Origin of the sequence: Roseovarius gaetbuli (assembly GCF_900172365.1) — a bacterium.
Lineage (GTDB): Bacteria > Pseudomonadota > Alphaproteobacteria > Rhodobacterales > Rhodobacteraceae > Roseovarius > Roseovarius gaetbuli.
On record NZ_FWFJ01000013.1, the window covers coordinates 56,833 to 79,856 of the forward strand.

Annotated in this window: 24 protein-coding genes; 7 read left to right on the plus strand and 17 right to left on the minus strand. The window is 62.5% G+C overall.

Annotation, left to right across the window (positions count from 1 at the left end):
- The first annotated feature begins 14 nt into the window (after positions 1 to 14).
- Both ROG8370_RS21395 and ROG8370_RS08635 read left to right on the plus strand, forming a co-directional pair.
- Positions 15 to 374, plus strand: a complete 360-nt coding sequence (locus ROG8370_RS21395; RefSeq protein WP_370738331.1) for a LysR family transcriptional regulator — start codon at positions 15 to 17, stop codon at positions 372 to 374.
- A complete protein-coding gene (locus tag ROG8370_RS08635) occupies positions 271 to 903 on the plus strand; it encodes an ArgP/LysG family DNA-binding transcriptional regulator (protein WP_370738332.1) in 633 nt (210 codons plus the stop codon). Before ROG8370_RS21395 ends, ROG8370_RS08635 begins: the two co-directional genes overlap by 104 nt.
- A 100-nt stretch (positions 904 to 1,003) precedes the next feature.
- Here ROG8370_RS08635 and ROG8370_RS08640 read toward each other — a convergent pair whose 3' ends face one another.
- From ROG8370_RS08640 to mgtE, 7 genes are all read right to left on the minus strand, one after another.
- A complete protein-coding gene (locus ROG8370_RS08640) occupies positions 1,004 to 1,753 on the minus strand; it encodes a YebC/PmpR family DNA-binding transcriptional regulator (RefSeq protein WP_085826683.1) in 750 nt (249 codons plus the stop codon).
- Positions 1,754 to 1,860: 107 nt separating this feature from the next.
- Complete coding sequence (locus ROG8370_RS08645) at positions 1,861 to 3,576, minus strand: SLC13 family permease (RefSeq protein WP_370738333.1); 1,716 nt, start codon at positions 3,574 to 3,576, stop codon at positions 1,861 to 1,863.
- A 62-nt stretch (positions 3,577 to 3,638) separates the two neighbouring features.
- Positions 3,639 to 4,586, minus strand: coding sequence for a DMT family transporter (locus ROG8370_RS08650; RefSeq protein WP_085826684.1), 948 nt, complete (start codon positions 4,584 to 4,586; stop codon positions 3,639 to 3,641).
- The gene (locus tag ROG8370_RS08655) at positions 4,583 to 5,395 is read right to left on the minus strand and encodes a TIGR00282 family metallophosphoesterase (protein WP_085826685.1); all 813 of its coding nucleotides are present in this window, start codon (positions 5,393 to 5,395) and stop codon (positions 4,583 to 4,585) included. Before ROG8370_RS08655 ends, ROG8370_RS08650 begins: the two co-directional genes overlap by 4 nt.
- Before the next feature lie 120 nt (positions 5,396 to 5,515).
- Positions 5,516 to 5,989 carry an OsmC family protein gene (locus ROG8370_RS08660; protein ID WP_085826686.1) on the minus strand — a complete coding sequence of 158 codons (474 nt, stop codon included), beginning with the start codon at positions 5,987 to 5,989 and terminating at the stop codon, positions 5,516 to 5,518.
- Positions 5,973 to 6,542, minus strand: a complete 570-nt coding sequence (locus ROG8370_RS08665) for a 5-formyltetrahydrofolate cyclo-ligase (protein WP_085826687.1) — start codon at positions 6,540 to 6,542, stop codon at positions 5,973 to 5,975. Before ROG8370_RS08665 ends, ROG8370_RS08660 begins: the two co-directional genes overlap by 17 nt.
- Positions 6,539 to 7,930 (minus strand): magnesium transporter, encoded by a 1,392-nt coding sequence (gene mgtE, locus ROG8370_RS08670; RefSeq protein WP_085826688.1) that lies wholly within the window; start codon positions 7,928 to 7,930, stop codon positions 6,539 to 6,541. Before mgtE ends, ROG8370_RS08665 begins: the two co-directional genes overlap by 4 nt.
- A 136-nt stretch (positions 7,931 to 8,066) precedes the next feature.
- Between mgtE and guaD the strand changes: the two genes are divergently transcribed.
- On the plus strand, positions 8,067 to 9,353 hold the full coding sequence (guaD, locus tag ROG8370_RS08675) for a guanine deaminase (protein WP_085826717.1): 1,287 nt from the start codon (positions 8,067 to 8,069) through the stop codon (positions 9,351 to 9,353).
- A gap of 105 nt (positions 9,354 to 9,458) precedes the next feature.
- Positions 9,459 to 9,734 (plus strand): hypothetical protein, encoded by a 276-nt coding sequence (locus tag ROG8370_RS08680; protein ID WP_085826689.1) that lies wholly within the window; start codon positions 9,459 to 9,461, stop codon positions 9,732 to 9,734.
- Between the two features lie 4 nt (positions 9,735 to 9,738).
- On the opposite strand, the gene ROG8370_RS08685 is transcribed toward ROG8370_RS08680, so the two are convergent.
- The 4 genes from ROG8370_RS08685 to ROG8370_RS08700 form a co-directional block, all read right to left on the minus strand.
- Complete coding sequence (locus ROG8370_RS08685; RefSeq protein ID WP_085826690.1) at positions 9,739 to 10,197, minus strand: CAP domain-containing protein; 459 nt, start codon at positions 10,195 to 10,197, stop codon at positions 9,739 to 9,741.
- 34 nt (positions 10,198 to 10,231) lie between these two features.
- Positions 10,232 to 11,569: an 8-oxoguanine deaminase gene (locus tag ROG8370_RS08690; protein WP_085826691.1), complete on the minus strand. Its 1,338-nt coding sequence runs from the start codon at positions 11,567 to 11,569 to the stop codon at positions 10,232 to 10,234.
- Positions 11,570 to 11,683: 114 nt separating this feature from the next.
- Positions 11,684 to 12,475 carry an inositol monophosphatase family protein gene (locus tag ROG8370_RS08695; RefSeq protein WP_085826692.1) on the minus strand — a complete coding sequence of 264 codons (792 nt, stop codon included), beginning with the start codon at positions 12,473 to 12,475 and terminating at the stop codon, positions 11,684 to 11,686.
- A gap of 61 nt (positions 12,476 to 12,536) precedes the next feature.
- Entirely contained in the window at positions 12,537 to 12,911 is a 375-nt protein-coding gene (locus tag ROG8370_RS08700; RefSeq protein ID WP_085826693.1) for a helix-turn-helix domain-containing protein, read from the minus strand.
- A gap of 308 nt (positions 12,912 to 13,219) precedes the next feature.
- Between ROG8370_RS08700 and ROG8370_RS08705 the strand changes: the two genes are divergently transcribed.
- Positions 13,220 to 14,182, plus strand: a complete 963-nt coding sequence (locus ROG8370_RS08705) for an NADPH:quinone oxidoreductase family protein (protein WP_085826694.1) — start codon at positions 13,220 to 13,222, stop codon at positions 14,180 to 14,182.
- Here ROG8370_RS08705 and ROG8370_RS08710 read toward each other — a convergent pair.
- The gene (locus ROG8370_RS08710; RefSeq protein WP_085826695.1) at positions 14,169 to 15,044 is read right to left on the minus strand and encodes a LysR family transcriptional regulator; all 876 of its coding nucleotides are present in this window, start codon (positions 15,042 to 15,044) and stop codon (positions 14,169 to 14,171) included. The genes ROG8370_RS08705 and ROG8370_RS08710 overlap by 14 nt on opposite strands.
- Before the next feature lie 125 nt (positions 15,045 to 15,169).
- Here ROG8370_RS08710 and ROG8370_RS08715 point away from each other — a divergent pair, with 125 nt between their 5' ends.
- Together ROG8370_RS08715 and ROG8370_RS08720 are read left to right on the plus strand one after the other, a co-directional pair.
- Entirely contained in the window at positions 15,170 to 15,379 is a 210-nt protein-coding gene (locus ROG8370_RS08715; protein WP_085826696.1) for a DUF1127 domain-containing protein, read from the plus strand.
- Between the two features lie 133 nt (positions 15,380 to 15,512).
- Entirely contained in the window at positions 15,513 to 16,295 is a 783-nt protein-coding gene (locus ROG8370_RS08720) for a Bax inhibitor-1/YccA family protein (protein ID WP_085826697.1), read from the plus strand.
- 60 nt (positions 16,296 to 16,355) lie between these two features.
- Here ROG8370_RS08720 and ROG8370_RS08725 read toward each other — a convergent pair whose 3' ends face one another.
- From ROG8370_RS08725 to glyS, 5 genes are all read right to left on the minus strand, one after another.
- Positions 16,356 to 16,859, minus strand: a complete 504-nt coding sequence (locus ROG8370_RS08725) for a GNAT family N-acetyltransferase (protein ID WP_085826698.1) — start codon at positions 16,857 to 16,859, stop codon at positions 16,356 to 16,358.
- A 104-nt stretch (positions 16,860 to 16,963) separates the two neighbouring features.
- On the minus strand, positions 16,964 to 17,131 hold the full coding sequence (rpmG, locus tag ROG8370_RS08730; protein ID WP_007799108.1) for a 50S ribosomal protein L33: 168 nt from the start codon (positions 17,129 to 17,131) through the stop codon (positions 16,964 to 16,966).
- Positions 17,132 to 17,311: 180 nt separating this feature from the next.
- The gene (locus ROG8370_RS08735) at positions 17,312 to 17,923 is read right to left on the minus strand and encodes a cell wall hydrolase (RefSeq protein WP_085826699.1); all 612 of its coding nucleotides are present in this window, start codon (positions 17,921 to 17,923) and stop codon (positions 17,312 to 17,314) included.
- A gap of 165 nt (positions 17,924 to 18,088) precedes the next feature.
- Complete coding sequence (locus ROG8370_RS08740) at positions 18,089 to 20,581, minus strand: putative PEP-binding protein (protein WP_370738334.1); 2,493 nt, start codon at positions 20,579 to 20,581, stop codon at positions 18,089 to 18,091.
- A 181-nt stretch (positions 20,582 to 20,762) separates the two neighbouring features.
- Positions 20,763 to 23,021 (minus strand): glycine--tRNA ligase subunit beta, encoded by a 2,259-nt coding sequence (gene glyS, locus ROG8370_RS08745; protein ID WP_085826701.1) that lies wholly within the window; start codon positions 23,019 to 23,021, stop codon positions 20,763 to 20,765.
- Positions 23,022 to 23,024 lie beyond the last annotated feature (3 nt).

The window sequence follows — 23,024 nt, forward strand, 5'->3', positions numbered from 1 at the left end:
CATAAGAGTTGCTAATGAACCTCGACCCACAACAACTCGCCGCCCTCTGCGCCATTCTGCGCTGCGGAACCTTTGACGCCGCCGCCGCAGACCTCGGCCTGACCCAATCGGCGATTTCGCAACGTCTCAAGGCGCTTGAAACCCGCGTCGGCGCTCAGCTTGTGCATCGCGGCCAGCCCTCGACCGGTACGGCGGCCGGGCTGCGCCTTGCCGCGCATGGCGATCAGATCGCCCTGCTCGAGGCCCAACTGGCGCGCCAAATCACCGGCCTTGCCCCCCGCGCCGCGGACCCGGCTGCGCCTTGCGGTCAATGCCGACAGCCTGGCCACCTGGTTGCCCGCCGCCCTGGCCGAGCTGCCCGATCACCTGTTTGATCTGGTGATTGATGATCAGGACGCCGCCCATGATCGCCTGACGCGCGGCGAGGTGCTTGGCGCGCTGACGACCCGCGCAAATCCCCTGCCCGGCTGCGATGCGGTTGCCTTGGGCAACCTGCGCTATATCGCGACGGCGAGCCCCGGTTTCATGGCTGACCACTTTTCGGCTGGGGTCACGGCCAAGTCGCTCGGCGCGGCCCCGATGCTGCGCTTTGACGCCAAGGACCGGCTTCAGGAGAAATGGATGACCCGGCACCTGGGGCGCACAGTTTCGCCGCCCTGCCACATGGTTCCGTCCTCAGAAGGCTTTGTCGCCGCTGCCCGGCTCGGGCTTGGCTGGGGCCTCAACCCCGAGCCACTGGTCGCCGATGCGCTTACCTCGGGGGCTCTGGTGCCGCTCCTGCCTGACGCCGCGCTAGATACGCCGCTCTACTGGCAGTCAAGCCGGGTGCTGGGCGCGGCCCTGACGCCGCTCACCCGCGCCTTGCGCCGCGCGGCGCGCCAGATGCTCTATCCGCCCGCCTGAAACAACAACGCCCGGCGCAGAACCCCGCGCCGGACGTCAAAAACATCGCTCTCGATTGCCCGTAGGGTGGGTGAAACCCACGCTCCTGCGGCGCTGCAGATTACTCCGCCCCGAGCTGTTCCATGACCTCGTCAGAGGCTTCGAAATTGGTGGTGACACGCTGCACGTCATCATCATCCTCAAGCGCGTCAATCAGCTTCATCAGCTTCTGCATGCCCTCAAGGTCCATCTCTGTGGTGGTCACCGGCTTCCAGACAAGCTTGGTCGAGGTGCTCTCGCCAATCTCGGTCTCAAGCGCGGTGGCAACCTCGTTGAGATCACTGTCGGCGCACCAGATTACATGCCCGTCCTCGCCGCTTTCCACATCCTCGGCGCCGGCCTCGATTGCGGCCATCATCACCGTATCACTGTCGCCCACTTCGGCGGGATAGCTGATCTCGCCCTTGCGCTCGAACATGAACCCGACCGAGCCGGTTTCGCCAAGGTTGCCGCCGTTCTTGGAAAAGGTCGAACGCACGGTGCTGGCGGTGCGGTTGCGGTTGTCGGTCATCGCTTCGACAATCACCGCCACGCCATTGGGCCCATAGCCCTCATAGCGGATTTCCTCGTAATCCTCGCCCTCGCCGCCCATCGCCTTCTTGATGGCGCGTTCGATATTGTCCTTGGGCATCGACTGGGCCTTGGCTTCCTTGATGGCAAGGCGCAGGCGCGGGTTTTTATCCGGGTCCGGGTCGCCCATTTTGGCGGCAACCGTGATTTCCTTGGAAAACTTGGAAAAAAGCTTGCCCCGCACAGCGTCCTGACGCCCTTTGCGATGTTGGATATTTGCCCATTTTGAGTGGCCGGCCATGATACCGTCTCCTGCATGTCCCGAAAATTTGGCTTGTCATATCCGCTTGACGCGCGCAGGGCAACGCCTTGCGACACTGAGCGCGCCATGTGCGCCCGCCTGTTGGCTCAAAGCGGCCAGATCAGCGGAATAAGCGCCGAGGCGAGCAAGCCCACACTCAGGTTCAGCGGCACCCCGACGCGCAGGAAATCGGTAAAGCGGTAGCCCCCCGGACCATAGACAAGCGTGTTGGTCTGATAGCCGATGGGCGTGGCGAAACTCGCGCTTGCGGCGACCATCACCGCGACCACGAGCGGGCGCGCATCAATCCCCATGGCATCGGCCAGACCGATGGCAATCGGCGTCAAAACCACCGCCACGGCGTTGTTCGACACCAGCTCGGTCAGAACCGAGGTCAGCAGGTAAATCACCCAGATCACCAGGAACCCCGGCAAAACCGAGAGCGAGGGCGCAATCGCCCCGACGATCAATTCAACCGCGCCCGAGGCCTGAAGCGCCGCGCCGATCGCCAGCATCGCAAAGATCAGCGCAAGCAATTGCCCGTCGACAAAGGAAAACGCCTCGTCCGCATCAATGCAGCGAGCCAAAAGCACCACGGCCACCGCGATCACCGCAAGCGCAAGGATCGGTGCCATGCCAAGCCCCGCAAGGATGACGATCCCCAAAAGGGCCACCACCGCCAGCGGCGCATGGCCGCGCCGAAACGCCCGCGCCGAGGGGCGCGACACATCGACCATATCCATATCGCGCGACAGGCGCTGAATATCCTCGGGCGCGCCTTCAAGCAAAAGCGTATCGCCAACCCGCACCACAAGATCGTCAAGCTGGCGACCGATATTCTGGTTCCGGCGATGCACGGCCAGCGGATAAACCCCATAACGCCGCCGCAGGCGCATGCCGCCGAGCGAGCGACCCACCATCTTGCAGCCCGGCGTGATCAGCACCTCAACGGTGCTTGTCTCAACCGCCGAAACCTGATCAACGCGCTTGAGGCTTTTGTCGCGCTGCAGGCTAAGCAATTCGGTCATCTGCGTGCGCAAAACCACCCGGTCGCCCACATGAAGCGTCACCCCGCTCAGGTTGCGGCGCAGCGATTGATCGCCCCGGATCACGTCGATAAGGCGCACGCCCTCGCGTTTGAAAAGCTGCACCCCGGTCACTTCGCGCCCGATCAGGTTGCTGTCGGGCGGGATCACCGCCTCGGTGAAAAACTTCATCCGCGAGCGATCCGTCAGCATGTCGGCCATGCTATCGCGCGCAGGCAACAGGAAAGGCCCGAAAAACCGCAGGTAAATCGCGCCCCAGATCACCAGAATGATGCCAAGCGGCGTGATTTCGAAGATGCTAAAGGCCGCCATGCCCTGCGTGCGCGCGACCCCGTCCACAAGCAGGTTGGTCGAGGTGCCGATCAGGGTCGTCGTGCCGCCCAGTATGGCCGCATAGCTGAGCGGAATCAAAAGCTTGCTGACCGGGATTTGAAGCGTGCGCGCCAGTTGCACGAACACCGGGATCATCACCACCACCACCGGCGTGTTGTTCATGAAGGCCGAAGCCACGACCACCGCCACCAAAAGCATACCGATGGCCGCGCGCGGATTGACCTGCGCCTGGCGATCCGCCAGCGAGGTAAAGGCATCAAGCGCGCCTGTGCGCACAAGCGCGCCCATCACGATGAACATCGCCGCAATCGTCCAGGGCGCCGGGTTGGAAAACACCATGAGCGCCGATTGATAGGGCAGGATACCAAAGGCCAGCAAGGCCGCGACACCTGCAATTGCCACCACTTCGGTCGGATAGGTTTCACGCACGAAAAGCACGAACATCGTCGCAACGACCGCAAGTGCCAATACTGCCTGCCCGGTCTGGGACAGGCCCAAAAGTTCGATCACGTATCACAGCCCTCGTGTGGTTTCACCCCAGTGTCCCCGATGACAGGCGCAGGGGCAAGCCCGATCCGCGCCCGCGGCTGCACCAGAAATATCCCCGCCAGCATGAGCCCAAGGGCCGCCCAGATATAAGGCGAATAGACCTCCTGCAACAGCGCGAGCGACCAGAGCACGCCAAAGCCAGTCACAAGATAGCTGGTCTGCGCCGCAAAGACCGAACCGGCCCGCCCCACCATCCAGACATAGCTCGCGTAAACCAGCGCATGAATGATCCCGCCCGCCAGAAGCGCCGCTTCGGGCGCCCCGAAGCCAGCCAGCGGATCAATCCACTGCCCTGTGACAACCGCCAGGGGCAGCATCAGTATCACCCCAAGCAAAGAGGCTGCAAACAATACCTGAAGGGAATCAAGCCCCTGCATGCCCCAGCGGGCCACGAGGTTGCCCTCGGCCGCATAAAGCAGTGGGGCTATGAGGGCGAGCGGCACAAAGGCGGCCATGGCCCGATCCGGCAGGCTTGCCTCGGGGCCGATCAACAGCAGGATTCCGGCCAGGCCAAGGCTCAGACCCAGCATCCGGCGCCAGGCAAAGCCCTCGTTTCCAAGCGCGATGGCAATCGGCAGCGAAAACAGCGGCACGGTAGAGATCAGGATCGCCATGACCCCGCCCGGCAAACGTGGCGCGGAGGCATAGAAAAACACATCCGGCAGAACCGCGCCGAACAGCGCCACCATCGCGAAGAGCCGCCAATAGGCGCGCCCCAGCTCTAACCGCTTGCCACGTGCGCGGGTGATGGTGCCAAGCACCACGACGCTAATGGTTGATTGCCAGAAGATAAGGCCAAACGGCTGATAGCCAGTGCTGACCGCGATCTTGGCAAGCGCCACCGACAGGCCCCAGCCCGCCCCCATCGCCAAAAGCGCCAGTGTCAGACCGGCGCGCTCTCTCACGGGCCTGCTTGCTCCAATCGGCCACCCTGACGGATCATCGAAACCTTGGTGGCCTTGCCGGTCTTGTCGTCGGTCTCGACGTAAACGCCCGACAAGGTTGCCGCGCCAAGCGCCGGGGTAAAGCGTTCCTTGCCCATGCCTGTCACAAAGCGGCGCATCGGCTCGGTCTTTTCCATGCCGATGACGCTTAGGTAGTCACCGCACATGCCGGCATCGCCCTGAAAGGCGGTGCCTCCCGGCAGGATTTGCGTGTCGGCAGTCGGGATATGGGTGTGGGTGCCGACCACAAGGCTGGCGCGGCCATCGCAAAAATGCCCCATCGCCATCTTTTCCGAGGTCGCCTCGCAATGCACTTCGACAATCGCGGCCTGAACCGCGCCACCGCGAGGATGCGCCCGCAGCACCTCGTCGATGGCCGAAAACGGATCGTCAAAGGCGCGCTTCATGAACACCTGGCCCAGCACCTGCGCCACCAGGATCTTGCGCCCGCGCCCGTCGGTAAAGACCCGGTGTCCGCGCCCCGGTGCGTTCTTGGCGAAATTCAGCGGCCGGATGATCCGGGTCTCATTGCCAATCGCCTGAAGCATGTCCTTTTGGTCAAACGCATGATCGCCAAGCGTGACGCAATCGGCGCCGGCCTCGAACAGCCCCTTGGCATGCGCGCCGGTTAGCCCCATCCCCCCCGAGGCATTCTCGCCATTGACCACAACGAAATCCAGCCGCCACTCTGCGCGCAAGCGCGGCAGGGTCTCGGCCACCGCCGCGCGTCCCGCACGGCCCATCACATCGCCTAAAAAGAGTATTTTCATGGAATCGGTGTTATTGACGGACTGCGCCAAGGGCAAGACTCAAACCGCACGCGCTTGGGATTGGGGCCAGTGAGGGACGCCTCCGGCGGAAGTATTTGTGCCAAGAAGAAGGGGCGAGCGCTAGGCCTTGATGCGGTAGCGCGCAGCAAAGGTGACCGGGAAATTGACCGAACGGGCGATAAAACAGGTCTTGTGTATCTCGTCGTGCAGCGCATTGGCCTTTTTGAGGTCGGTGCCCGACGGCACGCTGATCGAGGGGCGCAGGGTGGCGCGCAAGAAGCGGCTGGCGCCATTGGCATCAGTTTCGCCCACGGCGAGCGGGTCGTCCTGATAGGCATGAACGATGATGCCCGCGTCGCTGGCGAGGTGCAGGAACCACAGCATGTGACAGGCCGAGAGCGCCGCGATCAGCATATCCTCGGGGTTGTGAAGGGTCGGATCGCCGCCCAAGAGAGGGTCGTTGGAGCAGTGGATCACCGGCTTGCCGGGGGTCTCGACGTTCCAGGTGCGATCATAGCCCTTGTAATGTGCCGTGCCCTCGCCGCGATTGCCGGTCCAGACAACGCGGGCGGTATAATCATGTTCGCGCGGCAAACTCGATCACCTCTGTTTCGGTCACGACCATATCAAGCGGCTGGTCGGTGGGTTCGAGCGGCAGCGCGCTGTCTTCCTGTGCGCCGTAGGCAAAGCCTATCGCCAGCGTCGCGCGGCGCGCGCGCAGCAGTTCGAGCGTGCGGTCATAAAACCCGCCGCCATAGCCAAGCCGCCCGCCCTGTCGATCAAAGGCCACCAGCGGCACGATCAGGATTTCAGGCGTGATGAAGTCGTCCTCGGCCGGGATCATCGCACCGAACGGCCCCTCGCGCAGGGCGCAGCCCGGTGTCCAGCGGGAGAATTTGAGCGGCAGGCCGAGGCGCTGAATGACCGGTACACAGACCGGACCATGCGCCGCCGCCTCTTGCATGACAGGCAAGGGATCAATCTCGGAGCGGATCGCCATATAGGCCGCGAGAGGCACCCCGCGATAGCCCGCCAGAACGCTCGACAAGAGCGCCGCCTCACCGGCCGGGCGCGCCGCATGGGCCGCCGCACGGCGCAGAAACGCTGCCTTGCGCGCGGCCGCCTTGATTTCGCTCAGATCAGTCATACCAGAAACACCGCTGCTAGCCCAAGGAAGGCGAAGAACCCGACAACATCGGTGACCGTGGTCACGAAAGTGCCCGAGCCAAGCGCCGGATCAATGCCCATGCGATCCATAACAACTGGAATCGCCGAGCCGGCAAGCCCCGCAACGACCAGATTGATCACCATTGCGGCCGCGATCACATAACCAAGCTCTGGCCCGCCGAACCAGACGATGCCCACGATCGCCATCGTGGCGGCAAAAATCAGACCGTTGATCATCCCGACCATGATTTCGCGCCACAGCACCCGCCAGACATTCGAACCGGTCAAATCCTTGGTGGCAAGCGCGCGCACCGCGACTGTGAGGCTCTGCGTGGCGGCGTTGCCGCCCATCGAGGCCACGATCGGCATCAGCACGGCAAGCGCCACGAATTGGGTAATCGTCGCCTCGAACTGGGCGATCACCAGCGAGGCGAGGATCGCCGTCAGAAGGTTCACCGCAAGCCAGGGCACCCGCTGTTTGGAGGTCTCGATCACGCTGTCGTTCAGGCCGCCCTCGCCGACACCGGCAAGGCGCATGATGTCTTCTTCGTGCTCTTCATCGAGCACCGCCATCGCATCATCAATGGTGATCACCCCGACAAGCCGGTCATCCTCGTCGACCACGGGCGCGGAAATCAGGTGATACTGGTTGAACATATAGGCCACATCGCCCTCGTCACGGGTGACGCGGATGGTGTGAAACGTGTCCTCGACCAGATCCTTGAGGGCGGTCTCGCGGCGCGCGCCCATGATGCGGCCAAGCGTGACATTGCCAACCGGATGCAGCCGCGGATCGACCAGGATCATGTGATAGAATTGCTCCGGCAACTCTTCGACATGGCGCATGTAATCAATCGCATCGCCGACGCACCAATGCTCGGGCGCCATAACGACTTCGCGCTGCATCAGGCGGCCGGCGGAATATTCCGGGTAGGTCAGCGATTGCTGAACGGCGATCCTGTCGCTGTCTTCAAGCGCGCTCAGGATGGTGGCCTGTTGGCCGCCCTCAAGATCCTCGACAAGATCGACCACATCGTCGGAATCCAGATCCCGCACAGCATCGGCCAGCACTTCGGGCGTCAGAAGGCCGATCACCTCTTCGCGGATCGATTCATCAAGTTCCGACAGGATGTCGCCGTCGAACTCGCGGCCATAAAGCGCGATCAGGGCGCGCCGGTCGCCGCTGTTGATCTGTTCCAGAAGGTCGGCGATGTCGGCCGCATGCAGCGGCTCCATCTCGGACAAAAGCAGATCCCGGTCGCCGGTATCAACCGCCTCGATAATCCGCGCCACCGCCTGTTTGTTCAGCGGGTAATCGTCCTCGTCGCGCTCGCTCTCGGGGCCGCGGTCATAGTCCTGCTCTGCCATTTCACATCCCCCTGTCGCGCCTCTGCGAGAGGATTAAAGAAGCAGCTTCGGGAAAACAATGACAATAGGCCGATTTACCCCGATTACAGGCGGACATATCATGGAATTTGAACAGCTTTCAGACGAAAGAGGCCCGATGCCCCACGATATGCTTCTGACCGGTCAGATCCTTGGCTTTGAGCGCACTCCCTTCGGGGGCGGCGATCCCAATGATGCGGCGCGCCTCTCTGAGGCGGTGTTGATCCGGGGCGGCAAGATCGCGGCACTTGGGCGCGCTGCAGACCTGCGCGCCGAGGCGCCCGAGGCCGCGCAGGTCGACATGGGTGACGCGCTGATCTGTGCGGGATTTGTCGATGCCCATGTGCATTATCCGCAGACCGCGATGATCGCCAGCTGGGGCAAGCGGCTTCGCGATTGGCTTGAGACTTACACGTTTCCCGAGGAGCTGCGCTTTGGTGATCCGGCCTATGCGCGCGAGATCGCCAGCCGGTATTTCGACCTGACGCTGGCCAACGGCACCACGACCTGCGTCAGCTATTGCACCATCCACCCCGGCAGCGTGACCGCGTTTTTCGAGGCGGCACAGGCGCGCGGGGTGCGCGCGGTGGCGGGCAAGACCTGCATGGATCGCAACGCGCCGCCCGACCTCTGTGATACGGCGCAGTCGGGGTATGACGCCAGCAAGGCGTTGATCGGAGCATGGCACGGGGTGGACCGGTTGTCCTATGCGATCACGCCGCGATTTTCACCGACCTCGACGCGCGATCAGCTGGCCGCGCTTGGCGCGCTGTGGGCCGAGCATCCCGATTGCCTGATGCAGACCCACCTGAGCGAACAGACCGACGAGATCACTTGGGTCAAATCGCTCTACCCCGAGGCGCGCGATTACCTTGATACCTACGAGGCACACGGGCTTTTGGGGGCGCGCGGGCTTTATGGCCACGCGATCCACCTTGAGCCGCGCGAGCGGGATCGCCTGCGCGAGGTGGGGGCGGCGCTTGTTCATTGCCCGACCTCGAATACCTTCATCGGCTCTGGCCTGTTTGACATGGCCGCGCGCATCGCCGAGGGCCAGCGGGTCGGCCTTGCAACCGATACCGGCGGCGGATCAAGCTTTTCAATGCTGCGCACCATGGCCGCCGCCTATGAAATTGGCCAGCTCACCGGCACCGCCCTGCACCCGGCTCAGCTCTTGTGGCTGGCGACAGCCGGCTCTGCCGAGGCGCTGCATATGGGGGGGATGATCGGCAATATCGCTCCGGGGATGGAGGCCGACCTTGTGGCACTTGACCTTGCCTCGACCCCGGCCATCGCACAGCGCAGCGCCCGCGCCGATGATATCTGGGAGGCGCTGTTTCCCACGATCATGATGGGCGATGACCGCGCGGTCAAACAGGTCTGGATCGCCGGGCGCCCCGCCTGAGGGCTTGTCGGGCTGTTGCGTGCACGCCGCGCGAGACCAACCCTCGCCACACGCCATTTCGGCCCTATCTGCCTGAGCGTACCATCAGGAAAAAGGCCACAGCCCATGACCAGCCAGATCACCCGGCACCTTGCCGAGGCCACCCGCGCCATCGACGCCATCGACGCCATCGACGCCATCGACGCCATCGACGCCCAATTCGGTGAAGGTTATGCCCGCGACAACCCCGATCTTGTGGCAAGCCTCGTGCAAAGCGCCACCATCGAGAGCGCCGTCGCCACCGGCTATGGCGCCCACCAAGAGGCCCTCGCCGCCGCCCGTCAGATAAGCGCCGACATGGGCGACACCATCCTCAAGCTGAAACCACGCTTCTTCGGCTGATCCTCTAACAGCCCGGGCGACCCAGAACCATCACCCAGAGGTTCCCCAGCCCGCGCACCAGGCCGAATTCGGCGGCACGCTTGTGCAGCATGTTGCGCCGATGGCCAGGCGAGGCCATCCAGGCCCGCAACACCTCGTCCAGCGTGCCCTGCCCCTTGGCGATATTCTCGGCCACGAAACAAAAGCCGTATTGCTGTCGCCGAACCCGGTCACCGATGCTGCTGCCATTGGCGCCGGTGTGGCTGAAGTATCCGTTCTTGGCCATGTCGCCGGCATGGGCCGCCGCCGCCCGCGTGAGCTTGGGCGACAGGGCCACCGCGCCGCGGCCGTTCCTGGCCCGCTCGGCATTGACCCAACCAAGCGAGGCCTGCCCGAAATCCGTCGCCTGCGCCTGCGCCGGTGTCATCGGGGTGGCCAGCAGGAACAGGGCCGCGAGAAGACCAAGCAAACGAAATCCCGACATCCAGACGCCCCTTGAAAGTGATCCAGCCTTCAGCCTAGCGCTCGGCCAAGGCCCGCGCCAGCCGGTTTTGCCACTCTATCACCTTCGGCAAATCTATGCTGACCAGATGGCCGTCGCGCACCACTTGCCGCCCCTCGACAAAGAGGTCGCGCACGCGGGTCGGCCCGGCCAGCAAAAGCGCCGCCGGGTCCCAGCTTCCGGCACTCTCAAGGCCGCGCACATCCCAGATTGCAATGTCGGCCCGCTTGCCAAGGGCGATCTGACCGCAATCGCTGCGCCCCAGAACCTCGGCGCCGCCGCGCGTGGCAATCTCAAGCGCCTCGCGCGCGCTCATCGCATCGGCGCCTTGGCTGACCCGCTGCAAGAGCATGGATTGGCGCGCCTCAAGCACGAGGTTTCCCGCGTCATTGCTGGCCGAACCATCGACCCCGAGCCCCACCTTGACGCCCGCATCCCGCATGGCCCGCACCGGCGCGATGCCCGATCCCAGACGACAGTTGGAACAGGGACAATGCGCAACACCCGTGCGGGTTTTTGCAAACAGATCAATCTCTTGCGCATCCAACTTAACGCAATGCGCATGCCAGACATCATCACCCGTCCACCCGAGATCCTCGGCATACTGCCCCGGACGACAGCCGAAATTGGCCTCGGAATAGGCGATATCCTCTTCATTTTCGGCCAGATGAGTATGCAACATCACCCCCTTGTCGCGCGCCAGAAGTGCCGCGTTGCGCATCAGGTCACGGCTCACAGAGAACGGCGAACAGGGCGCGATACCGACCCGACACATCGACCCCTCCTTGGGGTTATGAAAAGAATCTATCACGCGAATACAGTCGTTTAGGATACTTTCTTCATCCTCCACCAAAGCATCTGGCGGCAAACCGCCAGCACTTTCGCCAATGCTCATCGCGCCGCGCGTGGGATGAAACCGCAAGCCGATCTCGGCCGCCGCATGAATCGTATCCTCAAGCCGCACACCATTGGGAAAAATGTAGAGGTGATCGGAACTTAGCGTGCATCCTGAAAGTGCCAACTCGGCCAGCCCGGTAAGGGCAGAGACATGCATTTCCTCTGGTCCAAACCGCCCCCAGATCGGATAGAGCGTTTTCAGCCAGCCGAACAACAGCGCATCCTGCGCCCCCGGCACCGCCCGCGTCAGGCTTTGATAAAGATGGTGATGCGTGTTCACCAGGCCCGGCGTCACCACACAGCCCGCCGCAAGAACCACCTCGCCACCGCTTTCAAGACCATGACCGACACCGGCGATGATGCCGTTGCGGATCAGGATATCAGCGCCGCGCAACTCTTCGCGCGCATCGTTCATCGTGAGCAGATAGTCCGCCCCACGGATTAGCGTTTCTCTCATGAAAATAACCCTTTGCCAGTGCTTCCTAACCCCCTCTGGAAGCATGGATTGCACGGCGGAAAGGGGTTAAGAACCGTGCAGCAGATACCATTTACGCCCAAAAGGCAGGCTTGATCAAGCCACCCGCGACAAGACCTCAAGGGCGGCGGCATGCTGCTGATGGCTCGCCGCGGCGAGAACACGCCCGCCCTGATGCGCCGGGCCGCCTTGCCAGTCGGTCACGATGCCGCCTGCGGCCTCGATCACGGCAATCGGCGCGTGAATGTCATAGGGAGCAAGCCCGGCCTCGACCACAAGGTCGATCTGCCCCGCCGCCACAAGCGCATAGGCGTAGCAATCAAGCCCATAGCGCACCAGCTTGACCTGTGCTGCCAGATCGGCAAATCCGGCGCCCTCGGCGGCGCTGCCGACCTCGGGAAAGGTGGTAAAGAGGATCGACTCGCTCAAGGCGCGATCCCGCCGCGCCTTGAGGGGCCCTGTGCCCAGGGGGCCGCTCATCGTTGCGCGCCCAAAGCCGCCCTCGAACCGCTCGCCGATATAGGGTTGGTCAATCAGGCCATAGACCGGACCGCTGTGATCAGAGAGCGCAACAAGCACCCCCCATGTTGCAGAGCCGGACAGAAAGGCGCGCGTGCCATCAATCGGATCAAGCACCCATGTAAGACCGCTTGTCCCGTCTACCTGACCGAATTCTTCGCCCAGAATGCCATCCTCGGGGCACATCCTTGCGAGAACCTCGCGCATTGCAAGCTCTGCGGCGCGGTCGGCCTCGGTCACCGGATCAAAGCTGCCACCGGAGTGCTTGTTATCGGCCACCAGATCAGTGCTTCGGAAAAACGGTAAAACCGCCGCACGCGCGGCATCGGCCAACGCATGGGCGGTTTCAATTTTCTTGTCGATATCCATGACCGGCCTGCCCTTTATCTGCGCTGTGAAAGTGCAGACTTAGGCCACAGACCTGTCAGGCTCAAGCCACCTCGCTCAGGACGCGGGCAAGATCGAACAGGCGACGGCGTTGATTTTCCGGGATCGCATAGTACGACCGAACCAGATCAAGCGCTTCTTTATCGCCAAGGATATCCGAGGGTACGTTGTCGGACTTTTCGCGCGGTGCATCGCCTTCGTGCTCGATGCCCTCAAAGAAAAAGCTGATCTCGACTTCAAGCGAATCGGCGATGTCCCAAAGACGGGACGCGCTCACGCGGTTCGCACCGGTTTCATATTTTTGAATTTGCTGAAATTTAATTCCAACGCTTTCCGCAAGCTGCTGCTGAGTCATTCCGACCAGCCAACGGCGATGGCGAATGCGTTTTCCAACGTGCACATCTACTGGGTGCGGCATTGAATGTTCCTTCTTTTTAATTTTTACGTCGCCAGTAATATGGCATCCAAAGACGCTAAACACGTCAAACAATCACGCCACGCATCCCAGCAGCGCACGTTTGAACCTAACAAGATACAGCCGGAATACAAGAATTATCGCTATCCGAATACGCGCCCTATCCGAAAGAAACACAATCTAAGCGAGCGGCTAACCTTTCGGATAGTGCCGACTCAGCCGATACTGGTGGTTTTGACCTACCGAATCGAATTACCTTAATCCGATCAACAGTTTGTTGCCAAATCTGGCGGAATAAGAGAGGGGATTTCATGCGCGCTTTTCACATCGCCAACACCGGGGCCACGCCGACCATTTGCGACATATCGCGCGCGCCCCCCAAGCAAGGCGAAGTCTCCTTGCGAATTGAGGCCTGTGGTCTCAATTTCGCCGATCTTTTGATGATCAAGGGCGAATATCAGGATACACCACCCGCCCCGTTCACCCTTGGCATGGAGGTCGCCGGCGTGGTTGACGCGCTTGGCCCCGATACCGACGGTCCCGCCCCCGGCACGCGGGTTGCGGTCTTTGGCGGCCAGGGCGGGCTGGCGGACTATGGCTGTTTTCCGGCGAATCGGGCGGTAGTCCTGCCCGATGACATGACCTTCACCGATGCTGCCGCCTTCCTGATTGCTTACGGCACAAGCCATGTCGCGCTCGACCACAAGGCGCGGCTACAACCGGGCGAGACGCTTTTGGTGCTGGGGGCCGCGGGGGGTGTCGGCCTGACGGCGGTGGAAATCGGCAAAGAGATAGGCGCGCGGGTCATCGCCTGTGCGCGCGGCGCCGACAAGCTTGAGGTGGCGCGCGCCGCCGGGGCCGATCACCTGATTGACGCCAAGACCGAGGACATCCGCGCCGCCTGCAAGGCGCTTGGCGGGGTCGATGTGGTCTATGACCCGGTTGGCGGGGATCAGTTCAAGGCCGCCTTTCGCGCCTGCAACCCCGAAGCGCGCATCCTCAGCATCGGATTTGCCAGTGGCGAGGTGCCGCAAATTCCGGCCAATCACCTGTTGGTCAAGAACCTCTCGGTGATCGGCCTTTATTGGGGCGGCTACCTGAATTTCCGCCCCGAGGTGGTCACGCAGAGCCTTGCCACCCTGTTCAAATGGTACACAGAGGGCCGCATCAAACCGCACATCAGCCATGTCCTGCCGCTTGAACGCGCCGATGAGGCGCTTGAATTGCTGCGCTCGCGCAAATCGACCGGCAAGGTGGTTGTCACGCTGACATGAGGGCGGCGGGCGCCGGGATCGCGCCGAACCCGTTGCGCAGCATCTGCGCCAGTTCGTCCAGCACCTTGTCGCGCCCCCCGCGCATGTAAAGATTGATTTTCTGCACGCCAAGATCGGGCAAAAGACCACCGGGGTTGATCGCCTCAAGATACGGCGGCAGGCTATTTTCCAGCAGGGCGCCGATGGCAAGATCGGCGCTGACCACGGCCTCGACGGCGCGGTCGTCTTCTGATTCGACCGCCATTTCCCAATCGATCCCGGCCTCGTCGAGCTTGCGCAAAACAATCGGGCGAAAGATGCAGCAGGTGCAGAAGGCAAGCCGCAAAGGCCGCCGTTTCCATGCCAGCCCGTCCGGTGCCCCGGTCCAGCGCAGCGCCATTTCGGTCAGGGTCTCGCCGCCCTCGCCCACGCCCTGCTCGGTGGTCAGAATCATGTCGACCTCGCCCTTGCCAAGCGCCTCGCGCAGGCGGACCGTGCTGGACGAGCGCAATTGCACATTGACCCGCGGAAAGGCCGCATTGAGCGATTTCAGAACCCGCGGCACCACCGGATAGACGATGTCATGCGGCACCCCGAGAACAAGCTCGCCCTCGTATGTCTCTTCGGTCAGGCGGCCAACCACCTCGTCATTGAGATCAAGCATGCGCCGGGCATAGCCGACAAGCTGTTCGCCCGAGGCGGTCAGCGAGACCCGTCGATTGGCCCGGTCCATCAGCTTGAGATCAAGCATATCCTCAAGCCGCTTGATCTGCATCGAGACCGCCGATTGCGTCAGGTTAAGCGCCGAGGCCGCCCGTGTGACCCCGCCCTGATCCGCCACCGCCACCAGCGAGCGCAGCGTCGTTATGTCAAGATTTCGCATTGATCACATTCCTTGATGGTTCGCCCCATGAACATTCATTTTTAATATTGCCCCGACTCAGGCAGAAAGATCAACAGAAGAAATAGATATGCCAGATCGCATCACATTTAGGAAAGGAACAGACCATGAGCCTTCATATTCACGCCCCCGCCCGGCCCCGCACCCTTCCCCGCGTGCACTTCGCGCTGCGTGATATGCTTGCGGTCAGCAAACAGCGCAACGCCCTGCGCCATCTCGACGATGCCGCGCTTGCCGACATCGGCCTGAGCCGCCGCGAGGCAGAGCGCGAGGCAAGCCGCCCGTTCTGGGATCTGCCCACCCCGGCCTGTCGCTAAAGCAGGCAATTCAGGCGAGAGTTTACAAAAGCCTGAGAAAAACGCTCGCTAAAACTTGAAAACCCGATACACCTACCCGATATTGTTGGCAAAGCCCCATACCGGGGCCGCCATTTTCATATCGGAGGTATTCATGGCAGAGTTCAACACGATCCGGACGGCGACGGGCACACGCGCCACCGCCCAGATTGACGCGGGTCTTCGCGCCCACATGAACAAGGTCTACGGCACCATGTCGTTCGGCATGCTGATCACAGCCCTTGCCGCATGGGCCATCGCGGGGCTTGCTGTCACAACCGATCCTTCCGCCGCCGCCGCGCAGCTGCCCAACGGCACGATGCTGTCGGGTCTTGGCGCCGCGCTTTACCTGTCGCCGCTCAAATGGGTGGTGATGCTGGCGCCGCTCGGCTTTATCATGTTCGCTTGGGGCTCTTTGCAAAAACGCGGGTCTGCCGCGGCTGTACAGCTCGGCTTTTTCGCCTTTGCCGCGCTGATCGGTATCTCGATGAGCTCGATCTTCCTGGTCTTCACCAGTTTTTCGATCATCCAGACCTTCGTTGTGACCGCAATCGCGTTCTCGGCGCTGTCGCTCTACGGCTATACCACCAAGAAAGACATCTCGGGTTGGGGTAGCTTCCTGATCATGGGCGTTGTCGGCCTTCTGGTGGTGATGGTTATCAACATGTTCCTGCAATCGCCTGCAATGACCTATGCGATCTCGGCGATTGGCCTTTTGATCTTTGCCGGCCTGACCGCCTATTACACGCAGGAGATCAAGAGCACCTATGTTGCCCATGCGGCGCATGGCGATCAGGAATGGCTCGACAAGGCCGCCTATGACGGCGCGCTGAGCCTCTACATCAGCTTCCTGAACATGTTCCAGTTCCTGCTGATGTTCATGGGCCAGCAAGAATAAACAGCGCCCCAGAGCGCAAATATAGAGAGGGCCGGTTATCGCGACCGGCCCTTTTGCGTTTCACCCCAATGCGTGGCGCATGTGAATCACCGGCAGGTCAAGCTCGGGCGTGAGACGCATGGTCACCTCGCCAAGCGCGGCAAAGCCGGTCGCGGCGTAGAACGGCGCGGCGTTATGCGGTGTGAGACAATGCAGCACCTTGATGCCGTTGGCCCGCGCCGTCGCAACCACCTCGCGCAGGATGGCCCGCCCGACCCCCTGTCGAAGCCTCTCAGGGTCACAGGCGAGGTGCCGGATATGGGCATGCCCCTGCGGACAGGCGCGCCCGAACGGGCTTATATCGCTCCAGCCGCCGACGCCCAGAACCCGGCCCCGGTCCTCGGCCAGAAAATAGCGGTCACCACAGAGCGCCTCCGGGGCGACAAGGGTCATCACCGGAAGCGCCTGACGCAGGGTAGCGCAGGCATACCAGGGCGCAAGCTGCGGCGGATAGCTGCGCGTCAGCAATGTGGAAAACGCCGCATGATCATCAAAGGCGGCAGGGCGGATACTGAAATGGGACATCGGTTTGGCTTTCGGGTAAAATCCACCGGCCCCGCAGCGCGCCCCAAATAGAAAAAGCCGCGCTGTGGTGGCGCGGCTTTGTCTGTCTTGTCTGTCAGGCGATCTTACTTGATCTTGCCTTCCTTGTACTCGACATGCTTGCGCACCACGGGATCGTACTTACGTACGGTCATCTTTTCGGTCATGGTGCGTGCGTTTTTCTTGGTCACGTAGAAATGGCCCGTGCCCGCGGTCGAGTTCAGACGGATTTTGATGGTCGTCGGCTTCGCCATTTTTCATCTCCTGCGCCGGGCAGTCCTGCCGCCCGTGAATATCTCATGAAGCCTGCCTTTTAATGACGCGCGCGCCCGAGTCAACCGCGATTGTCGTGTTTGGCAGGGAATAACTTGGTTTTCGCCCGCCGGCCTTGAATTAGGCAGGCAAAAACCGATTTTCGGGGGGCTTTGGCGGCCCTAGTTCTGCGAGACCCGCGTCGGCTGGCGATAGAAGTGATGCACGCCAATGGTCGCGGTGCGCGGGAAATGACGGGCCCAACGCGGGTTTACGGCGCGGGTGTGGTAATGCGTCGCCCCACTTGTGAGATCGCGCGGCGCGCCATCGACCATCAGCTTGGCAACCTTGCCAACCCGGCGGAAGGCCTTGGGTTCACTGATCACCTCTTTGATACCATCGCAAGTATAGGTGAACTGGCACTGGAATTTGCGACCCGTGCCCTGATGCACCACGCCGCAGACCGTGTCGGGATATGTCGGATCATCGACCCGGTTCAGGATCACCTCGGCCACCGCGAATTGTCCCTTGACGCTTTCGCCGCGCGCCTCGAAGTAAAGCGCCTCTGCCAGACAGCGCCACTCGGGGCCGCCTTTGACAAGCTCTTGCTGCGACAGCCAGGTCTTGGAATATTCCACCTCGGTCTCGGGGCGGGTCAGAAAGCTTGCCATGCGGTCGCCGGAAATCGAGCGCAGGGCGCGCATTTCCTGATCCATCAGCCTGTTCACAGGCGCATCCGCGATAGCCGGCGCTGCCAGCGCCGCGAAGGTCGCGGCCAGTGCAATCCGTCTCATGCATGATCTCCTCGGTGATCGCGGTTGGTTCCGCTGCATCGGGGGGAGGTATATAAAATTGTCCGATCCGTCTACCCTGCTGGCCTGCGGCACAAAGGGCACAGCAATTTGTGCCAAGCAGAGCCTTGGTTGGCATGCATGATCTTGCGGCAATCGCGCCCGCGCCTACCCGATCTTGTCTTTGACCGTCAGCTGTGCGGCAGCAAGTCGCGCCACCGGAACCCGGAACGGAGAGCAGGAAACATAGTCAAACCCGGCATCGCGACAAAAAGCGATTGATTCGGGGTTACCGCCATGTTCACCACAAATCGACAGAACCACGTCCGGATTGGCCGCGCGACCGCGCTCTGCCCCGATCTTGAGAAGCTCGCCAACCCCGTCAATATCAAGCGTGTGAAACGGGTCTTCGGGGTAAACGCCCTGTTTGACGTAGTCCGACATGAACCGCCCCGCATCGTCGCGCGACAAGCCATAGGTCATCTGCGTCAGGTCGTTGGTGCCAAAGCTCAGGAACGAGACCAGCGGCGCGATATCCCCGGCGCGCAACGCCGCGCGCGGGGTTTCGACCATAACACCCAAACGATAGGTAAACTCGCGCCCGGTCTCATTGCGCACGGCCGCGGCCACCGCATCAATCCGGGTCTTGACCAGCTCGACCTCGCGGCGCGCACTGACCAGCGGGATCATCACCTCGGGCACCACCGGCGCGCCCTCCTTGCTGGCCTCGATGGTGGCCTCGAAGATCGCGCGCGCCTGCATGTCGTAGATTTCCGGCACGGTGATGCCAAGACGCACGCCCCGCATGCCCAGCATCGGGTTGTATTCGCTCAGCGCCTCGACGCGGCGGGTGACATCCGACAGCGGCAGATCAAGCGCCTCGGCCAATTGCAAGTGCCCCGCGCGGTCGGTCGGCAGGAATTCGTGCAGCGGCGGGTCAAACAGGCGGATACAGACCGGCTTGCCCTGCATGATGCGGAACAGATCGGTGAAATCGGCGCGCTGCATCGGCAGAAGCCGCTCAAGCACCGCCGCACGGTCCTTGCTGCTGTCGGCAAAGATCATCTCGCGCATCACCGTCAGGCGGTCTTCTTCAAAGAACATATGCTCGGTCCGGCACAGCCCGATGCCGCGCGCCTTGAAATTGCGCGCCACCTCGGCGTCGGCGGGCGTGTCGGCATTGGCGCGCACAGCAATGTCGCGCACGCCATCGGCCCAGCTCATCAGGGTCTGGAAGGACGCATCGCGCGCGGCCTCCAGCAGCGGGGTTTCACCGGCCAGAACAAGACCGTTGGTGCCATCAATGGTGATCACGTCCCCCGCCTTGAGCACCCGCCCGTCGGGCATGGTCAGCTGATTACGCCGGGCCTGAAAATGGATATCCGAGGCGCCCACGACGCAGGGCAGGCCAATCCCGCGCCCGATCACGGCAGCGTGGCTTGTCATGCCGCCCCGCTCGGTCAGAACGGCAACAGCGGCATGCATGCCGCGAATATCCTCGGGGCTGGTTTCACGCCGCACCAGAATGCAGGCCTCGCCGCGCGCCTGTGACGCCTGCGCCTCGGCGGCGGAAAAGACGATCCGCCCACTGGCCGCGCCGGGGCTGGCGGCAATCCCGCGCGCCAGCACATCGCGCGGCGCTTCGGGGTCGACCTGACGGTGCAGCAATTCGTTAAGCGCGCGCGGCTCGACCCGCATCAGCGCCTCTTCGCGCGAGATGATGCCGTCCTCTGCAAGGCTCACGGCGATTCCAACCGCCGCGCGGGCGTTGCGCGCCACGCGCAAGCCATCAAGCAAGAACACCTTGCCGTTTTCGATTGTGAATTCGGCCTGCATCTCTTCGCGCAGCTTTTCACGCATCATCGCAGTATAGGATTTGAGCGCCTCGAACGCCTCCGGGGCCAGTTCCTCCAGCGACGGGCCGCGCGGATCACGCTCAAGGTAGAGCGAATCCGCCCCGCCGCGCAGCGCCTCGCGGCCCTGGCTCTGACTGAGGTAGCGCCCGGTGATCTTGCGCTCTCCGGTCTGGCTGTTGACAAGCTGAATGACGCCCGAGCCGCATTCGCCCTGCCCCAGACCAAGCGCGAGCTCCTGCACCACAAGGCCAAGCCCCGCATCGGCGGGGGCACCCTTGGCCTGCCGCAAAAGGCGCGCGGTCGTGCCCTCCCAGGCGCGCGCCATAGAGCGCAGCACCTCGGCCAGTTGTACCGCCGGATCTTGCGGAAATTCCTCTTCGGTTTCGGCCTCATAGGCCCGCAGGGCCTGGCTCAGGCCCAGCTTGGGATCGCTTGAGACGTCATCAAGGATATCGGGATCAAGCCGCGCCACGTGAATGGCATAGGATTGCACGAAGCGCAGGTAAATCTCGGCGGCGGCGACCTCGCCCAGCTTGTCAGAGAGATCGACATAGGTCGCGTCGTTGATGCCAATATTGAGGATCGCACCGGGCCCGCCCCAATCGGGATCTTCCGACGAGGGCCGCACGCATAACAGCGGGGCATCGCCAAAGGGCGCCAAAAGCGCCTTCATGTCCGGCATGTCCCCGGCGGCAATTGAATGAACGGCATCAAACGACAGGGCAATCGTGCGCGGCACCGGCAGATCAAGGCGCACCAGCCGTTGCAGGCACTTCGCCCGCCCGCCATGGGTTGCGGCGTGCATCTGCGCGTCAGGGGTGATGAGGGTGATGTTTTTCTCGTCTTGCTGCACTGCGGCACCTTTCCTTTGATCGCACCATACGCCCAGAGACGCACAAGGCAAGGGAAAGCCGCAGGCTCGTCCGGCCCTGACGTGCCAGCCTCGCGGAAATCCCCGAGACGGCCTGTCAGGGCCGATGAGGGCGCTAGCCTTCGATCCGCGTCAGATCGGCAACCTGCAGACAGGTGGCGCGAATGCGGCTCAACAGGTTGAGACGGTTGCGGCGCAACACCTGGTTGTCGGCATTGATCTGCACCGCCTCGAAAAACGCATCCACCGCCGGGCGCAAGCCCGCCATGACCGCCATCGCCCCGGCGAAATCCTCGGCCTCAAGGGCGCGGGTGATCTCGGGCTCGGCCGCGTCAAGCGCCGCGAAAATCGCCTTTTCCTCATCGGTTTCGGCAAATTTCGCATCGGCGCCGTAGGAATATTCGACGCCATCCTTTTCTTCGGCCTGGGTCAGGATGTTGTTGGCGCGCTTGAAGCCCTGCAACAGGTTCTCGCCATCCTCAGAGCCAAGGAACGCCCCAAGCGCCTGCGCGCGTTTGACCAGCAGGGTAAGATCATCCGCGCGTGGCATCACAAGGCAGGCGTCGATCACGTCATGCCGGATGCCATCGTCGCGCAGGTGCACCTTGAGACGATCGTGCAAAAACGCCAGCAGATCAGCCGATAGTTCTGGCAAGGATTTCTCGACCCCGTCCAAAACCGTCCCATCGCCCGCCTCGGGTGCCTTGTCATCCGCCTTGAGCCGCGCCATCACAGCCTCAAAAGCGGCGCCAAACACACCGTGATCGGCAATTTCGTCAAGCACTTCTTCAAGCGTGTCGATCTCGCCGGTGGTGGCCTTTCTCCGGTTCAGGGTGATTTTCTGGCGCAACAGCTGCAAATCAAGGAACTGTGACAGAGACAGCCGCAAGTCGTTGCTCAGAATGATGCGGATCACCCCAAGCCCGGCCCGGCGCAAGGCAAACGGGTCTTTCGATCCGGTCGGTTTCTCGTCAATCGCCCAGAACCCGGTCAGCGTATCAAGCTTGTCGGCCAGCGCCACGGTGACCGATACGACACCTGTCGGCACGGCGTCAGACGGGCCCAGGGGGGAGTAATGTTCTTGCGCTGCGGCGGCAACCTCGGGCGCAAGCCCCTCGGCCTCGGCGTAATAGCGCCCCATGAGCCCCTGCAATTCAGGGAATTCATAGACCATTTCCGATTGCAGATCGGCCTTGGCCACCTTTGCGGCAAGCCCGACAATCTCGGCATCTGCGCCCAAGGCGGGGGCAAGATCACGCGATAGCGCCTCAATCCGGGAAATCCGCGCCGCCTGCGAGCCAAGCTTGTTGTGGAACGTCACCTCGGAAAGGCCCTCGGCCATGCCTGCAAGCCCCTTGTCGCGCACAAGGCGCAGGTCGTTTTCCCAGAAAAACTTGGCATCCGACAGCCGCGCCGACAGAACCTTTTGATTGCCCGCCAGAATGGTCGCGCCGTGATCGGCGGTTTCGACATTGGCCACCGTGACAAAGCGTTCAATCCGCCCCGTCTTGGGGTTTTTCACCGAAAAGAACTTCTGGTGCTCGCGCATGCTGGTCTGAAGCACCTCGCCGGGCAGGCCAAGGAAATCCTCGCCGATCTGCCCCATAAGGACAACCGGCCATTCCACAAGACCCGACACCTCGGCCAAAAGGCCGGCATCTTCAACAAGCTCAAGACCGGCGGCAAAGGCCTGATTGCCGGCATCCTGCCAGATGTGATCGGCGCGCTCCTGCGCCTCAAGCACCACGTGATCACGCCGGAGCTTGGCGCGGTAATCGTCAAACGAGCTTACGGCAAATGCGCCCTCGCCCATAAAGCGATGGCCCTGCGTGATGTTACCGGCCCGAATGCCGTCAATCTCAAGCTCAACCACCGTGGCCTCGCCCACATCATCCGTCAGGATGCACAGGATGGAATGCAGCGGGCGGACCCAACGCAGGCTTCCGGCCCCCCAACGCATGGATTTTGGCCAGGGGAAATTGCGGATTACCTTTTCAAGCTCTTGCGCCACGATTTCGGCGGCGGGTCGCCCCGGACGGGTGATGGTCGCGTAATAGACCTGACCCTTTTTCTCGTCGCGCACCTCAAGCTGATCGCGGGTCACTCCGGCGCCGCGCAAGAAGCCCTCAATCGCCTTTTCGGGCGCATCGACGCGCGGGCCTTTGCGCTCTTCGCGGGTGGTCGGGCTTGTGGCCAGCACCCCCTCGACCGCCAGAGCAAGACGGCGCGGCGTGGCAAAACCGGCGGCCCCGCCATAGGTCAGGCCAGCCTCGACAAGGGCGTCGGTCATGCGTTTCTTGAGGTCCTCGGCCGCGCGCGCCTGCATGCGGGCGGGGATTTCCTCGGAAAACAGTTCGATCAGAAGATCTGGCATATC

What these genes read in the sequence shown, in the direction of transcription:
- ROG8370_RS08695 (WP_085826692.1), bottom strand. Translation starts at nt 12,475, where the DNA reads ATGGATATCGACAAGAAAATTGAAACCGCCCATGCGTTGGCCGATGCC.
- ROG8370_RS08690 (WP_085826691.1), bottom strand. Translation starts at nt 11,569, where the DNA reads ATGAGAGAAACGCTAATCCGTGGGGCGGACTATCTGCTCACGATGAAC.
- ROG8370_RS08685 (WP_085826690.1), bottom strand. Translation starts at nt 10,197, where the DNA reads ATGTCGGGATTTCGTTTGCTTGGTCTTCTCGCGGCCCTGTTCCTGCTG.
- ROG8370_RS08705 (WP_085826694.1), top strand. Translation starts at nt 13,220, where the DNA reads ATGCGCGCTTTTCACATCGCCAACACCGGGGCCACGCCGACCATTTGC.
- ROG8370_RS08710 (WP_085826695.1), bottom strand. Translation starts at nt 15,044, where the DNA reads ATGCGAAATCTTGACATAACGACGCTGCGCTCGCTGGTGGCGGTGGCG.
- mgtE (WP_085826688.1), bottom strand. Translation starts at nt 7,930, where the DNA reads ATGGCAGAGCAGGACTATGACCGCGGCCCCGAGAGCGAGCGCGACGAG.
- glyS (WP_085826701.1), bottom strand. Translation starts at nt 23,021, where the DNA reads ATGCCAGATCTTCTGATCGAACTGTTTTCCGAGGAAATCCCCGCCCGC.
- ROG8370_RS21395 (WP_370738331.1), top strand. Translation starts at nt 15, where the DNA reads ATGAACCTCGACCCACAACAACTCGCCGCCCTCTGCGCCATTCTGCGC.
- ROG8370_RS08700 (WP_085826693.1), bottom strand. Translation starts at nt 12,911, where the DNA reads ATGCCGCACCCAGTAGATGTGCACGTTGGAAAACGCATTCGCCATCGC.
- rpmG (WP_007799108.1), bottom strand. Translation starts at nt 17,131, where the DNA reads ATGGCGAAGCCGACGACCATCAAAATCCGTCTGAACTCGACCGCGGGC.
- ROG8370_RS08715 (WP_085826696.1), top strand. Translation starts at nt 15,170, where the DNA reads ATGAGCCTTCATATTCACGCCCCCGCCCGGCCCCGCACCCTTCCCCGC.
- ROG8370_RS08655 (WP_085826685.1), bottom strand. Translation starts at nt 5,395, where the DNA reads ATGAAAATACTCTTTTTAGGCGATGTGATGGGCCGTGCGGGACGCGCG.
- ROG8370_RS08720 (WP_085826697.1), top strand. Translation starts at nt 15,513, where the DNA reads ATGGCAGAGTTCAACACGATCCGGACGGCGACGGGCACACGCGCCACC.
- ROG8370_RS08665 (WP_085826687.1), bottom strand. Translation starts at nt 6,542, where the DNA reads ATGACTGATCTGAGCGAAATCAAGGCGGCCGCGCGCAAGGCAGCGTTT.
- guaD (WP_085826717.1), top strand. Translation starts at nt 8,067, where the DNA reads ATGCCCCACGATATGCTTCTGACCGGTCAGATCCTTGGCTTTGAGCGC.
- ROG8370_RS08735 (WP_085826699.1), bottom strand. Translation starts at nt 17,923, where the DNA reads ATGAGACGGATTGCACTGGCCGCGACCTTCGCGGCGCTGGCAGCGCCG.
- ROG8370_RS08640 (WP_085826683.1), bottom strand. Translation starts at nt 1,753, where the DNA reads ATGGCCGGCCACTCAAAATGGGCAAATATCCAACATCGCAAAGGGCGT.
- ROG8370_RS08740 (WP_370738334.1), bottom strand. Translation starts at nt 20,581, where the DNA reads ATGCACGCCGCAACCCATGGCGGGCGGGCGAAGTGCCTGCAACGGCTG.
- ROG8370_RS08645 (WP_370738333.1), bottom strand. Translation starts at nt 3,576, where the DNA reads ATGTTCGTGCTTTTCGTGCGTGAAACCTATCCGACCGAAGTGGTGGCA.
- ROG8370_RS08725 (WP_085826698.1), bottom strand. Translation starts at nt 16,859, where the DNA reads ATGTCCCATTTCAGTATCCGCCCTGCCGCCTTTGATGATCATGCGGCG.
- ROG8370_RS08680 (WP_085826689.1), top strand. Translation starts at nt 9,459, where the DNA reads ATGACCAGCCAGATCACCCGGCACCTTGCCGAGGCCACCCGCGCCATC.